Annotated in this window: 13 protein-coding genes; 6 read left to right on the forward strand and 7 right to left on the reverse strand. The window is 72.5% G+C overall.

The genetic code is table 11. The features are described from left to right. Positions 1-18: 18 nt before the first annotated feature. The 3 genes from MOJ79_RS00230 to MOJ79_RS00240 form a co-directional block, all read right to left on the reverse strand. Complete coding sequence (locus tag MOJ79_RS00230) at positions 19-948, reverse strand: M48 family metallopeptidase (RefSeq protein ID WP_241922338.1); 930 nt, start codon at positions 946-948, stop codon at positions 19-21. Between the two features lie 77 nt (positions 949-1025). Continuing rightward, a complete protein-coding gene (locus tag MOJ79_RS00235; protein ID WP_442863078.1) occupies positions 1026-2600 on the reverse strand; it encodes an AmpG family muropeptide MFS transporter in 1575 nt (524 codons plus the stop codon). Between the two features lie 113 nt (positions 2601-2713). Next, the gene (locus MOJ79_RS00240; RefSeq protein ID WP_241922340.1) at positions 2714-2935 is read right to left on the reverse strand and encodes a hypothetical protein; all 222 of its coding nucleotides are present in this window, start codon (positions 2933-2935) and stop codon (positions 2714-2716) included. 124 nt (positions 2936-3059) lie between these two features. On the opposite strand from MOJ79_RS00240, the gene MOJ79_RS00245 reads away from it, so the two are divergent. The 4 genes from MOJ79_RS00245 (at position 3060) to MOJ79_RS18920 (ending at position 5257) form a co-directional block, all read left to right on the forward strand. Then, positions 3060-3998, forward strand: a complete 939-nt coding sequence (locus tag MOJ79_RS00245; protein WP_241922341.1) for a LysR family transcriptional regulator — start codon at positions 3060-3062, stop codon at positions 3996-3998. 310 nt (positions 3999-4308) lie between these two features. Continuing rightward, positions 4309-4647, forward strand: a complete 339-nt coding sequence (locus MOJ79_RS00250) for a ribonuclease domain-containing protein (RefSeq protein ID WP_442863084.1) — start codon at positions 4309-4311, stop codon at positions 4645-4647. Positions 4648-4685: 38 nt separating this feature from the next. After that, positions 4686-5081, forward strand: coding sequence for a barstar family protein (locus MOJ79_RS00255; RefSeq protein WP_119354640.1), 396 nt, complete (start codon positions 4686-4688; stop codon positions 5079-5081). A gap of 41 nt (positions 5082-5122) precedes the next feature. Next, positions 5123-5257: a hypothetical protein gene (locus MOJ79_RS18920; protein WP_259371667.1), complete on the forward strand. Its 135-nt coding sequence runs from the start codon at positions 5123-5125 to the stop codon at positions 5255-5257. 56 nt (positions 5258-5313) lie between these two features. Here MOJ79_RS18920 and rsmA read toward each other — a convergent pair whose 3' ends face one another. From rsmA to MOJ79_RS00270, 3 genes are read right to left on the reverse strand one after another with little or no spacing between them, the layout of a single operon-like run. Further along, positions 5314-6075: a 16S rRNA (adenine(1518)-N(6)/adenine(1519)-N(6))-dimethyltransferase RsmA gene (rsmA, locus tag MOJ79_RS00260; protein ID WP_241922342.1), complete on the reverse strand. Its 762-nt coding sequence runs from the start codon at positions 6073-6075 to the stop codon at positions 5314-5316. A 20-nt stretch (positions 6076-6095) separates the two neighbouring features. Beyond that, positions 6096-7433, reverse strand: a complete 1338-nt coding sequence (locus tag MOJ79_RS00265; RefSeq protein ID WP_241922343.1) for a peptidylprolyl isomerase — start codon at positions 7431-7433, stop codon at positions 6096-6098. Beyond that, the gene (locus tag MOJ79_RS00270) at positions 7426-9666 is read right to left on the reverse strand and encodes an LPS-assembly protein LptD (protein ID WP_241922344.1); all 2241 of its coding nucleotides are present in this window, start codon (positions 9664-9666) and stop codon (positions 7426-7428) included. The genes MOJ79_RS00265 and MOJ79_RS00270 overlap by 8 nt, the downstream gene beginning before the upstream one ends. Before the next feature lie 220 nt (positions 9667-9886). Between MOJ79_RS00270 and MOJ79_RS00275 the strand changes: the two genes are divergently transcribed. Then, positions 9887-10951: an aminoglycoside phosphotransferase family protein gene (locus MOJ79_RS00275; RefSeq protein ID WP_241922345.1), complete on the forward strand. Its 1065-nt coding sequence runs from the start codon at positions 9887-9889 to the stop codon at positions 10949-10951. 210 nt (positions 10952-11161) lie between these two features. Beyond that, positions 11162-11308 (forward strand): hypothetical protein, encoded by a 147-nt coding sequence (locus MOJ79_RS00280; protein WP_162911096.1) that lies wholly within the window; start codon positions 11162-11164, stop codon positions 11306-11308. Between the two features lie 7 nt (positions 11309-11315). Here MOJ79_RS00280 and MOJ79_RS00285 read toward each other — a convergent pair whose 3' ends face one another. Next, positions 11316-12791, reverse strand: coding sequence for a M20 family metallopeptidase (locus MOJ79_RS00285; RefSeq protein ID WP_241922346.1), 1476 nt, complete (start codon positions 12789-12791; stop codon positions 11316-11318). Positions 12792-12832: the final 41 nt, after the last annotated feature.

A 12832-nucleotide genomic window follows, 5' to 3' on the forward strand; every position in this document is an offset into this window, starting at 1 on the left:
ACGCAGGCAGCCGCGGGCTCAGGCCTTCGGTGGCGGGCCGAAGCGCTGCGCGGGCTTCTCGGCGCGCTGGTACAGCGGCAGCACCTTCGGCAGCTTGGCCTGGATGTCTCGGATGCGCGTCTCGCCGGCCGGGTGCGTCGACATGAACTCGGGCGGCGCGTTGCGGTTGGCCGCGAGCATCTTCTCCCACAGCGTGATTCCGGCGGCGGGGTCGTAGCCCGCGCGCGCAGCGAGCTCCATGCCGACGATGTCGGCTTCGCTCTCGTCGTCGCGGCTGAACTTGAGCGTCAGCAGCTGCGCGCCCATGCCGAGCACGGTGTCGCCGACGGCGCCGAAGCCGAGCAGCGACGACACGATGTTGGCACCGACGCGCGTGGCCGCCGTCTTGCCCATGCGCTCGCGCGCGTGTTCACGCAACGCGTGCGCCATCTCGTGACCCATGATGGCGGCCACTTCGTCGTCGTTGAGCTGCAGCTTGTGCAGGATGCCCCAGTAGAAAGCGATCTTGCCGCCGGGCATGCAAAACGCGTTGATCTGCCCGCTGCCCAGCAGGTTGACTTCCCACTGCCATTGCTTCGCGCGCGGGTTCCACGGCTCGCAGTGCGGGATCATGCGCTGCGCGATCGCGCGCAGCCGCACGACCTGCGGGTGCGTCGCCGGCGCGAGCGCGCGCTGCTGCGCGGCCTCGCGCGTCATCTGCTGGTACTGCGCCGCCGCGGCGCGCTCGACCTCCTGCGCCGGCACCAGTTGCGCGAAGCGCGACGTGCGACCGACATCGTCGCGCACGCCTTCGGCGAGCGCTGGCAGCGGCAGCAGCGCCGCACCGGCCAGCCCGGCGGTGAACGCCCGCCGGCCGTGCATGGCACAGCGGCAGCCGGCACCGTGCGCCCCGATGCCGATCGGGGCCGGCGTCAGGTCGGCGTCGGTGCGGAAGGCGTGGCGTGGCATACGGTCTCGGACCCGGGTCGGCTGCAGGGGGTTCCCCCTGCAGCGCGCGGGCCCATTCTAGGCAGCGGGCGGCGGCCTCAGTCTTCGCTGGCGCCCGCCGTGGCCGGGTCGACCTCGAGCGCACGCACCGGTGCACGCAGCACCCACAACAGCACCAGCGCCGGCAGCGCAGCGACGGTGCTGACGACGAAGAACGTCGGCCAGCCGATGCTCTCGGCGAGCACGCCGGCCAGCGGGCCGACCCACACGCGCCCGACCGATGCGAACGCGCTGAGCAGCGCGAACTGCGTCGCGGTAAAGCGCTGGTTGCACAGGCTCATCAGGAACGCGACGAACGCGGCCGTGCCCATGCCGCCCGACAAGTTCTCGAACGCGATCACCATCAGCAGCCCGCCGTCGACCTGCGTGGGCTGCGCGAGCGCGACGAAGCCCCAGTCGAAGGCCGGCAGCTCGAGCCCGGGCAGCACGCCGCGGCCGTTGACGGCCAGCCACCAGAAGCCGAGGTTGCTTGCCATCTGGAACAGCCCGAACAGCATCAGCGAGCGCCACAGGCCGAGCTTGAGCATCAGCACGCCGCCGACCAGCGCGCCGCCGATCGTGAGCCACAGCCCGATCACCTTGTTGACGACACCGACCTCGGCCGAGCTGTAGGCCATCGCCTTGAGCAGGAACGGCGTCATCAGCGCGCCGGCGAACGCGTCGCCGAGCTTGTAGAGCACGATGAAGGCGAGGAAGCCCCAGGCGCCCGCCTGGCTGAAGTAGTTGTGCAGGCCGTCGAGCAGCGTGTGGAAGCGGGCACGCCGCGCCGCCCACGCCGCCAGCGGCAGCGTCACCGCGAGCCCGAGCAGCAGCGCGAGCAGGTCGGTCCAGCGGCGGCGCAGCGGCTCGACGAGGGCGCTCGCGTCGAGCCACGGCCCGAGCAGCGCGCCGGCCAGCGGCACGAAGGCCTGCTGCGTCAGCACGTAGCCCGCGGCGACCGCGGCGACGACGGCGAAGAAGCCGGTGATGTCATGACGCGCCAGCGTCGGCGTCGCGTCGGGGCGCGGCACGCGGGGCAGCACGGTGGCCGACAGCACCGCGGCAGCGACCATCAGCCATGCCATCAGGCGGTAGACCTCGGGCCAGGTCCACGCACCGCCGGCCGTCGCGCCGGCCGGGTCGGTCCAGATGAAGGCGACGCCGCCGGAGACGATCATCGCCAGCCGGTAGCCGAGCACGTTGAGCGACGACCCGAGCCCGCGCTCGGCCGCCGGCAGCAGGTCGGTGCGGTAGGCGTCGATCACGACGTCCTGCGACGCCGACGCGAACGCCAGCGCCACCGCCAGCAGCGCGAAGACCTGCAGCGCACCGGCCGGCGACGTGTGCGACAGCGCCCACAGCACCGCGGCCAGCGCGAGCTGCGTGGCCACCAGCCAGCCGCGCCGCCGGCCGAGCCACGGCAGGTCGAAGCGGTCCATCAGCGGCGCCCACAGGAACTTGAACGTGTACGGCAGGCCGACCAGGCTGAGGAAGCCGATCGTCGCGACGTCGAGTCCGTCGACCGTCATCCAGGCCTGCAGGGCCTGACCGGTCAGCGCCAGCGGCAGCCCTGACGCGAAGCCGAGCAGCGTGACGACGACGAGGCGGTGCGCCCGCGCGAGGCGTTCGGCCACCCCGGGGAGCCTGCTTTGCCGCGCCGCGGAACCGGGGGGCGGAGCGGCGGGCGGAAGCGGCATCGGCCGATTCTAGGCAGCCCGATCGCGGAGCCGCCCCGGCCGGTGCGGTCTCACGGCAACCGTGTCCAGCTGCCGAAGCGACGGTGCACCGGCTGCGCCTCGGCCCAAGCCGCCAGCCGGCTGAGCCAGTCTGGGCGCGCCACCGCCTGCGGCCGCGCCGTGCCGTCGCTGCGGCGCGCGCTCGGGCGGCGTTCGAGCAGACGCAGCGGGGCCGTCTCGAGTGGCGTGGAAAACGCTGACGAGCCGCTCGCCGGTTGAACCCAAGTACCCATTCCGACTCCTCGCACGGACTGAGGGTTAGTGCCTACGCAAAAACTGTAGAGGCTTTGCGGATGTGCACGCAATAATCATCTTTGCAGATCTTCGCTGCAAAATTGCAGCAACAAAGGGCGATGCATGGCCGAGCTCGACTGGAGCGACCTGCGGTACGCACTGGCGGTGGGTCATGCCGGTTCGCTGGGCGCGGCGGCGCGCCGACTCGGCGTCAATGCGACGACGGTGCTGCGCCGCCTCGACGCACTCGAGGCACGCCTGGGCGCACGGCTGTTCGACCGCTCGCGGCGCGGCTACGTACCCACCGACGCGGGACGCCTCGTGATCGAGCAGGCGCGCCGCATGGCCGACCAGGCCGACGAGATCGAGCGCCGGGTGCTCGGCCGCGACCGCGAGCTGACCGGCCTGCTGCGGGTGACGACGGCGTTCGTGATCATGGAGCACCTGCTGCCGCACCCGCTGGCGGCCTTCGCGCGTGATTACCCCGGCATCGAGGTCGAGGTGGTCGAGAACGCGTTCCTCGTCGACCTGTCGCGCCGCCACGCCGACCAGGCGCAGACCTGGGCCCGGCTCGAGGCCGACGTCGCGCTGCGCATGTCGACGCACGTGGCCGAGCACCTCGTCGGTCGCCAGCTCGGCACGACGCAGTGCCGTGCCTACGCGCTGCGCGGCGGCGCCGGGCTGCCGCAGTCGGTGCAGCCGCTCGAGACGCTGGTTCGCGAGGTGCCGTGGGTCGCGTTCGAGCGCGACGCCCACGCGCGGGTCTACGACCGCTGGATGCGCAGCCAACTCGCGCAGGCGCGCGTGCGGGTGCGGGTGGACATCTTCAACGCGATGGCGGCGATGCTGCGCACCGGCGTGGGCATCGGCGTGCTGCCGACCTTCATGGCGGCGCGTCATCCCGAGCTGGTGCCGGTGTCGGACCCGATCCCCGAGCTGTCGGTGCCGGTGTGGATGCTCACCCACCCGGATCTGCGCCAGACCGCGCGGGTGCGCGCTTTCATGCAGCACGTCGGTGACGCGGTCGCGGCGCGCCTGGCCACCGTGCCGCCGGACCACTGAAGGACGACACGCAACGTGAAACGCTCGACACGACAGCCGTTGAGAGGATGTGAGCTCACACTTATTTACCTCTGCGCACCTGCGTTTCCAGCCCGTCCGGCTTGAGGTTTTCGGCCCGTTTCAGTACCATGACGGGTTTTCCAGTCAGGGTTACCCCGTGTCTGAGTCCGGTCTGCCGCCGTCGTCGCCCGCTCGAAGCGAGTTGGTGAACGCTCACACGGCACGGGCCGACCGGCCGTGGAATCGTCGGCGGCCGCGCGCGGCGTGGGTGGCCGGCGTCGCGCTGGCGGCATCGTTGACCGCTTCGCTGCTGGCTTCGGCACCTGCGTCGGCGCGCGCGCCGGCCGACACGCTGCCGACGGTGGCGTGGTCCGAGCTGCCGCCGCAGGCGCGCGAGACGCACCAGCGCATCGTGAGCGGTGGGCCGTTTCCCTACGCGAAGGACGGCACCGTGTTCTTCAACCGCGAGCGCCTGCTGCCTGCGCAGCCGCGCGGCTGGTACCGCGAGTACACGGTGCCCACGCCCGGCGCGCCCCACCGCGGCGCGCGGCGCATCGTCTGCGGCGGGACGGTGCCGACCGCGCCGCAGGCCTGTTACTACACCGCCGACCACTATGCGAGCTTCGCGCGCATCGTGCAGGCACCGTGAGCCGGTTTCGTTTTTCGTGATCCTGGAGGATCGTGACCATGCTCTTGCAGACCGTCCGACCAAACATCGTGCAGGCGATACGCGCCTACCGCGTCGATGACCTGATGCAGGCCGCGCAGACCGCGGGCCAGCATTTCCTGTACGCCAACCTCGGCGAGGCGCAGACCAAGCAGGACGTGCTCGAGACGATCGCGCAGTCGTTCCTGTTCCCGGCGCACTTCGGCAAGAACCTCGACGCGCTGTACGACTGCATGACCGACCTCGTGCACAAGGCCGGCGCGCAGCCGGGATTCGTCGTCGTGCTCGACCAGATCCCGGACAACCCGCGCTTCGACCGCGAAGCACGCGAACAGCTGCTCGACGTGTTCCGCGACGCGGCCGACTTCTGGGCCGAGCGCAAGGTACCGTTCAGGTGCTTCTATTCTTTTCGGTAGCCCGCTCCCAGGAAATCGGGTCATGGGAGCGGGCGACGGAAGTGGCCCACAACAGCACGCTGAAGCCGGCGGCGAAGATCGCGGTGCCGAAGAACGGCGTGAATCCCCACTTCGGCATGAACATGCCGATGATGACGAGCGCCTTCGACACTGCGATGTGGCTCGACGCCGCCTGAGGCCGGCCCGGCCCGCGGCGTGAACGGCGGCGGCCTGCGGGCCGCCGCTGTTGCTTTCAGCGCGGCAATGCTGCGGCCAGCGCGACGTACTCGGCCACCGGCACCTCCTCGGCGCGCCGCTGCAGGTCGAACGACCCGGCGAAGTGCTGCGCGTCGAGCCAGCGCCCTAGCGTGTGGCGCAGCAGCTTGCGCCGCTGCGAGAACGCCACCGTCACCAGCTCGCCGAGCCGCTCGGCGTCGACGGCCGGCGGCGCGTCGTGCGGGCGCAGCCGCACGACGGCCGAGTCGACGCGCGGCGGCGGCTCGAAGGCTTGCGGCGGCACGTCGAACAGCGGCTCGACCGCGCAGCGCCACTGCAGCATCACCGTCAGGCGCCCGTAGTCTTTGCCGCCGGGCGCCGCCGCCATGCGCTCGACGACCTCCTTCTGCAGCATGACGTGCGCGTCGCGCCAGTGCGCGGCGGCGTCGAGCAGGTGGAACAGGATCGGCGTCGAGATGTTGTACGGCAGGTTGCCGACGATGCGCAGCGGCTGGCCGCGCCCGCGCGCCAATGCCGCGAAGTCCACCGTCAGCACGTCGGCCTCGACGACGTCGAGCCCGGCGCGCTGGCGCAGCCGCGCGGCGAGGTCGCGGTCGAGCTCGATCACGGTGAGCGCGCCGCAGCGCGCGAGCAGCGGCGCCGTCAGCGCCCCCAGGCCGGGCCCGATCTCGACGAGCGCGTCGCCAGGCCGTGGGTCGACGGCGGCGACGATGGCGTCGATGACGCCGGCGTCGACGAGGAAATGCTGGCCGAAGCGCTTGCGCGCGATGTGCTTCACCGGCGCCCCGACCCGCGCATTCAACGCGCGTCGTCGCGCAGTTCGATGTACGCCTGCGCGCGCAGCTCGCGTACCCAGTCGCGGTACGCCTGCTCGTACTTGCGCTCACGCAGTGCATTGGTCGCCAGCTGGCGCTGCTGGCGCGCGTCGAGCTCGACGCTGCGCCGCTCGAGCACCTGGATCAGGTGCACGCCGAAGCGCGAGACGACCGGCTCGGACACCCCGCCGACCGGCAGCGCATTCATCGCCTGCTCGAACTCGGGCACGAAGCTGCCCGGCGCGGTCCAGCCGAGGTCGCCGCCCTGCGGCGCCGACGCGTCCTCGGAGATTTCGCGCGCGACGTCCTCGAAGCGCCGCGCCCCCGTCGTGATCGCGCGGCGCACCTCGGCGAGCTGGCGCTGCGCCGCCGACGTGCCCGCCGGCGTGCTCGGCCGCAGCAGGATGTGGCGCGCGCGCGTTTGCGTGACGACGAACGCGTTGGCGTCGCGGCGCTCGACGAGCTTGAGCACGTGGAAGCCCGCGCCGCTGCGCACCAGCGACGGCGCCACGTCGCCGGCGCGCAGATCGCGCACCGCATCGACGAACAGCTCGGGCAGGCGGTCGGCCGGGCGCAGGCCGATCTCGCCGCCACGCTCGCGGTTCGGGTCCTGCGACAGCTCGCGCGCGACGGCGGCGAAGTCCTCGCCGGCACGCACGCGCGCCAGAGCCGCCTCGGCGCGCGCGCGCCGCTCGGCCTCGACGGCGGCGTCGGCGCCCTCGGGCACCGGCACGAGGATCTGCGCGATGTTGAACTGGCGCGCGCCGGCCGCCGCGGCGCGGCGCTCGGCGAGGTAGGCGTCGATCTCCTCGTCGGTGATGCGGATGCGCCGCGCAACCTCGCGCTCGCGCACGCGCTCGACGAGCAGCTGGTCGCGGATGTCGGCGCGGAAGCGGTTGAAGTCCATCCCTTCGCGCTCGATACGCGCGCGCAGCTGCCCAGGTGGAATCTGGTTTTGCAGCGCGACGCTGGCCAGCGCGCGCTCGAGCTCGGCGTCGTCGATGCGCACCCCGCTGTCGCGCGCGAAGCTGAGCACGACGCGCTCGTCGATCAGGCTGTCGAGGACTTCACGGCGCAGCTGTGCCGGTGGCGGCAGCGGGGTGTTGGCGCGCGCAGCGCCCTCGCGCACGCGCGCCAGGCGCTGGTCGATCTCGACCGCAGTCACCGACTCCTGGTTGACGACGGCGACGATGTAGTCGGCCGTGCGCGGCTGGGCGGCTGCGCCGGGCGCGACGACGGCACCGGCCAGCGCGACGGCGACAGCGGCCACGACGAGGCGCAGCACCCGCACCGGCTCGCCGGCAATCGATCGATCAGTCATAGCTTCGGGGTGGCGGCGGCGTGGTGTCCGGCTCGCGCAGCAGTCGGTAGCCGGGGATATTGTCCTTCAGCGTCGACAGCGGGTTCGAACCCAGCCGCGACAGGCCGACGAGCTCCAACTGCAGCATCACGCGCGACACCGCTTCGGTGCGTCCGGTCGACGTCCTCTCGGCGACGATGCGCGCGATCCAGCACCCGCTGTCGAGCTCGACGCCGAGCAGCGAGTCGGTCAACCGCTGGTCACGCAGGCTGTAGTTCAGCCGCCCGACGCTGTAGGCGCTCGTCTTGCAGGCACCTGCGTCGCGGCGCTCGCCCTCGACGGGTCCGAACAGCGGCCACTGCCAGCCAGCCTCGACCTGTTCGCTCAGGTCGCGCGCGAGGCGGTAGCGCATACCGACGGTGCGAAACGGCCCCGGCGAGTAGCGCGCGCCGACGATCGAGCGCGTCGTGCTGCCCAGGCTCGGGCTGTACTGCGCCGACGCGTCGAGCGTCCACTGCGGCGACAGCGTCGACGACGCACTGAGCAGCACGTCAGAGAAGCGTTGCGTCAGCGGCGGCCCCTCGGCCGAGATCCGCTGGTCGCGAAACAGGTAGCGCTGCACGAGCGCGAAGCGCAGCTTCTCGACGCCGGTGGCGACGTCGACGAAGCGCGTCGACACGCCGGCCGTGACCTGGTGCGCGTCGGAGACGCGGTCGATGCCGCTGAACGCGTTGTCGCTGTAGATCGAGACCTCGTTGAAGTCCTTCGGCGCCGCATCGAAGTTCGGCAGCGCGGACTGGTCACGCCGCGGCGTGTGCGCGTACAGGATGCGCGGCTCGAGCGTCTGCCGCAGATCCAGGCCGAGCCAGCGGGTGCGGCGCTCGAAGAGCAGCGTGCCGTCGACGCTGAGGGTCGGGATCGCGCGAGCGGCCTGGCGACGGCCGTCGGCCATCGGCTCGTCGGTGTCGTACGCCGCCGCGTTGAGCGCGAGCCGCGGCACCAGCGCGCCGTACGACGCACGCAGCGGCCACGCGACGCTGCCGAGCAGGTGCACGCGCTGGCCGGTGGGCAGCGTGTCATCGCTGCCGGGCGGGCGGTCGAAGCGGTTGAATTCGGTCTCCAGCCCGTATTCGACGCCGGAATCGAAGCGCCCGCGCCCGCGCACGCCCAGCTGCGGGCTGCGCTGGTACGGCGCGACGATCACCGCCAGCGGATCGCCCTGCAGCACCTGCCAGTGCTGCAGCCCGCCATACGCCGTCCACTCACGGCCGAACACCCCGAAGCGGCGGTGTACCTCGAGCTCGCGCGGCAACAGGCGGGGCGTGAAGCGCGCGCCGTCGCGGTCGAAGTCCTTCCAGTAATCGTCGTCGGAGACCTGCTGCAGGTCGGCGCGGTAACGCCAGCCGTCGAGGACGCCCTCGTGCTGCAGCGCCAGCGCCGAGCGCGTGCGCTCGGCGACGCGGTCTTCGGGCAGCACGTGCGCGCGCACGATCCCACGATACGCCGCACCGAGGTAGCGGAACTCGCCGCCGAGCCCCGCTCCGCGCTTCGCGTAGACCGTGGGCACCAGCGTGGCGTCGTACGGTGGCGCGATGTTCCAGTAGTACGGCACGCCCACCGTCAGGCCGCTGCGGCTGTCGAACTTCAGGTCCGGCGGCAGCCACCCGGACTTGCGCGCCGAGGTCAGCGGAAACGTCAGCACCGGGGCCGCCAGGATCGGCGCGCCGAGAAAGCGCAGCACGGCGCCTTCGGCGCGTCCTTCGTTGTTCTCGAAGTCGAGGTCGACACGGCGCGCCGACAGCAGCCAGTCGGGCGCGCCGGTGCCGTCGCGCGCGCAGCTCGTGTAGTCGCCGTCGACGATGCGTGCGTGCTGGCGGTCGATGAAGTCGATGCGCTCGGCGCGGCCACCGGCCTGCGCGCGCGAGATGAAGTAGTCCGGCTCGAGGAAGTAGCCCTCGTAGCGCTCGAGCTGCAGCTCGAGCTCGCGGCCACGGTAGACGTCGCCGTTGGCGCGGATCTCGACCGCGCCGCTCGCGCGCGCGACGTCGGTGGCCACCGTGTAGCTCAGGCGGTCGGCACGAATCGTCAGCGGGCCGCGGCGCAGCCGCACGTCGCCGCTGGCCACGGCGTCGACGTCGGTGCGCGCGTCGATGCGCGCGGCCTCGAGTTCGACCGGCTCGCCGGCCGGCTGCGCGTAGGCGGACACCAGCGCGGCCGCCGTCAGCGCCAGCACGGCGCTGGCGATGCGGCGCATCGTGCACGGTGGCGACAGCGGGTGGACCGGAAACGGTGGCACGGAAGGCAAGGGCGCGGCGTGGACGCGACGGGGCGTGCGGGTGAGTGCAGGATCGCTGCCCGGACCCCGCACGCGGCCGGTCCGTGCCCGCGGCGGCGATCCGTAGAATTCATTATCTGCGAGGCCCGCACCCGATTTCGCCACCAGCGAGGCGCGTGAGCCGCCGCCCATCCACACCATGCCCCTGCCCGACCGCGTGACTTGGGCCACCCCGGCCCGTCGAGACGGCTTCGCCGCCTGGATCGCGCCGCTGGCGGCGCGCCACGGCCTGCGGCTCGACACGCTGCGCCCGGCGTCGGCCGACGCGAGCTTTCGCCGCTACCTGCGCGTCGACACCGACGGCGGCGGCAGCCTGATCGTGATGGATGCCCCGCCGCCGCAGGAAGACGTGCGCCCGTTCCTGCACGTCGCGGCGCTGATCGAGCGCGCTGGGCTGCACAGCCCGCGCGTGCTGGCCGCCGACGAAGCGCTCGGCTTCGTGCTGCTCGCCGACCTCGGCCAGACGCCGTACCTGCAGGCGCTTTCCGCCGCCGATGCCGCCGGCGCCGACCGCCTGATGCGCGACGCGATCGGCGCGCTGGTGCGCTGGCAACGCGACGTCGACGCCACCACGCTGCCGCCGTACGACGCCGCGCTGCTGCAGCGCGAGCTCGCGCTGTTTCCCGAGTGGTGCGTGCAGCGCGAGTACGGCATCGCCTGGGGCGAGCGCGAGCGCGCGAGCTGGGAGCGCCTGACGGCGCTGCTGGTGGCCAGCGCGCTGGCGCAGCCGGTGGTCGCGGTGCACCGCGACTGGATGCCGCGCAACCTGATGGTCGCGCAGCCGAACCCCGGCATCCTCGACTTCCAGGACGCGGTGCGCGGCCCCGTGACCTACGACATCGCGTCGCTGCTGCGCGACGCCTTCGTCTCGTGGGACGAGGAGCGCGAGATCGACTGGGCGGTGCGCTGGTGGCAGCAGGCGCGCGACGCGGGGCTGTTCGGCGAGCACCCGATCGGCCAGGACTTCGGCGAGTGCTGGCGCGCGCTCGAGTGGATGGGGCTGCAGCGCCACCTGAAGGTGCTGGGTATCTTCTGCCGCCTGAAGCACCGCGACGGCAAGCCGGCGTACGCGGCCGACCTGCCGCGCTTCTTCGCCTACGCGGTGCGCGTGGCCACGCGCTACCGTCCGCTCGAGCCGCTGCTCGCGCTGCTCGAGCCGATGGTCGGCGAGGGCATGGTCGCCACCGGTTACTCGCTGCGCTGAACGGACCCGAAGCGCCAAAGTTTCACGAACGCAACGCCATTTCCGAGACCGCGGTCGGATTTGCCGGCACGCGGCCCGCTTCGGGAGCACACTGCGATTGCTGCTTTGCAACATCCGATGTCCGCCTCGCTTCCGCCCTCACGCCCTGTCGACCCGACTCCGAACGATCGGGGACCGGCGCTGTCCGAATGGGTCGGACTGAAGTGGCTGATGGGCCTGCAGGGTCGGCGCATCGACGTCGCGCGGCTGCAGGGCGACCCCGACTACGCGCGCTGCTGCCTCGACGAAGCGTGCGCCTGCGCCGACCCGGCGCTGCGCGACTACGCGGCGCGGCTGCGGCAGCGCCTGGCGGCCTGAGCCGGTCTCAGGGGCACGCGGCGATCACCTGCGCGACGGCGGCCGTCAGCCGCTTCGCGTACGGCACGTGCAGGAACTCGTTCGGGCCGTGCGCGTTGCTCTTCGGCCCGAGCACGCCGCACACCATCATCTGCGCGCGCGGGAAACCGCGCTGCAGCATGTTCATCAGCGGGATCGTGCCGCCCTGCCCGATGTAGCCCAGCGGCGCCCCCCAGTGCGCGCGCGACGCGGCGTCGAGGGCCGATTCGAGCCACGGCGCCAGGTCGGGCGCGTTCCAGCCGGTGGCGCCGTACCGGCCGGCGCGGCCGTCGGGCTCGAACGTGACCTTGGCGTTGTACGGCGCGTTGTCCTCGAGCAGCGACTTCAGCGTCATCGCCGCCTCGTGACCGTCGACGAGCGGCGGCAGCCGCAGGCTGAGCTTGAACGCGGTGTGAGGCCGCAGCACGTTGCCGGCGTCGCCGAGCGCCGGCAAGCCTTCGGTGCCGGTGACGCTCAGCGTCGGGCGCCACGTGCGGTTGAGCAGCGCCTGCGCGGGGTCGGTCGTCGTCGGCAGCACGGGGCCGCCGTCGGCGCCGCAGGCCCAAGGGAAGCGCTGGTAGACCTCGGCGCCGAGGACGGCCGCGGCGGCGCGCGCCTGCTCGACGCGCGCCGCCGGGATCTCGCAGTGGAAGCTGCCGGGCAGCAGTGTGCCGGTGCGGCTGTCCTCGAGCCGGTCGAGCAGCTGGCGCAGGATGCGAAAACTCGACGGCACGACGCCGCTCGCGTCGCCCGAGTGCACGCCCTCGGCGAGCACCTCGACCTTCAGCACGCCGCTGACCATGCCGCGCAGCGACGTCGTCAGCCACAGCTGGTCGTAGTTGCCGGCGCCCGAGTCGAGGCACACGACGAGGCCGACGCGGCCCAGCCGCTCGCGCAGCACGTCGAGGTAGGCCGGCAGGTCGGGCGAGCCGCTTTCCTCGCTGGTCTCGATCAGGCCGACGCAGCGCGGGCGCCCGAGGCCGTGCGCATCGAGCGCCTCGATCGCGCTGACGGCGGCGTAGACGGCGTAGCCGTCGTCGGCGCCGCCGCGCCCGTAGAGCAGGTCGCCGTCGAGCTTCGGCATCCACGGCCCCAGGTCGCGCCGCCAGCCGGCGAACTCGGGCTGCTTGTCGAGGTGGCCGTACAGCAGCACGGTGTCGCCGCTGCCGGCGCGCGTGGCGGGCACCTCGAAGACGATCACCGGCGTGCGCCCGGGCAGGCGCACGACCTCGACCACGAGGCCGGCCACCGGCCGCGACTCGACCCACGACGCGGCGTCGCGCACGACGCGCTCGAGGTGGCCGTGCGCGACCCAGTCGGGGTCGAACATCGGGCTCTTGGCCGGCACCGCGATGTAGTCCTTCAGCGCCGCGACGATGCGCTCGTCCCACGCGCGCGCGACGAACGCGCCGAGCGCGCCGGCTTCGTCGGGCTCGATCGGCTGCAGCGGGTCGCGGGCGTTCATCGCGTCACTCCGGGGTCATCGACGGCGGCCAGTGTAGACCG

The sequence above is a fragment of the Calidifontimicrobium sp. SYSU G02091 genome, from assembly GCF_022631395.1.
In the GTDB taxonomy this organism is placed as follows: domain Bacteria; phylum Pseudomonadota; class Gammaproteobacteria; order Burkholderiales; family Burkholderiaceae_C; genus Calidifontimicrobium; species Calidifontimicrobium sediminis.

Bases quoted from the DNA above. Each gene is read 5' to 3' on its own strand.
- MOJ79_RS00230 (WP_241922338.1), bottom strand. From the start codon at position 948: ATGCCACGCCACGCCTTCCGCACCGACGCCGACCTGACGCCGGCCCCG.
- MOJ79_RS00240 (WP_241922340.1), bottom strand. From the start codon at position 2,935: ATGGGTACTTGGGTTCAACCGGCGAGCGGCTCGTCAGCGTTTTCCACG.
- MOJ79_RS00245 (WP_241922341.1), top strand. From the start codon at position 3,060: ATGGCCGAGCTCGACTGGAGCGACCTGCGGTACGCACTGGCGGTGGGT.
- MOJ79_RS00255 (WP_119354640.1), top strand. From the start codon at position 4,686: ATGCTCTTGCAGACCGTCCGACCAAACATCGTGCAGGCGATACGCGCC.
- MOJ79_RS00265 (WP_241922343.1), bottom strand. From the start codon at position 7,433: ATGACTGATCGATCGATTGCCGGCGAGCCGGTGCGGGTGCTGCGCCTC.
- MOJ79_RS00270 (WP_241922344.1), bottom strand. From the start codon at position 9,666: ATGCGCCGCATCGCCAGCGCCGTGCTGGCGCTGACGGCGGCCGCGCTG.
- MOJ79_RS00275 (WP_241922345.1), top strand. From the start codon at position 9,887: ATGCCCCTGCCCGACCGCGTGACTTGGGCCACCCCGGCCCGTCGAGAC.
- MOJ79_RS00280 (WP_162911096.1), top strand. From the start codon at position 11,162: ATGGGCCTGCAGGGTCGGCGCATCGACGTCGCGCGGCTGCAGGGCGAC.
- MOJ79_RS00285 (WP_241922346.1), bottom strand. From the start codon at position 12,791: ATGAACGCCCGCGACCCGCTGCAGCCGATCGAGCCCGACGAAGCCGGC.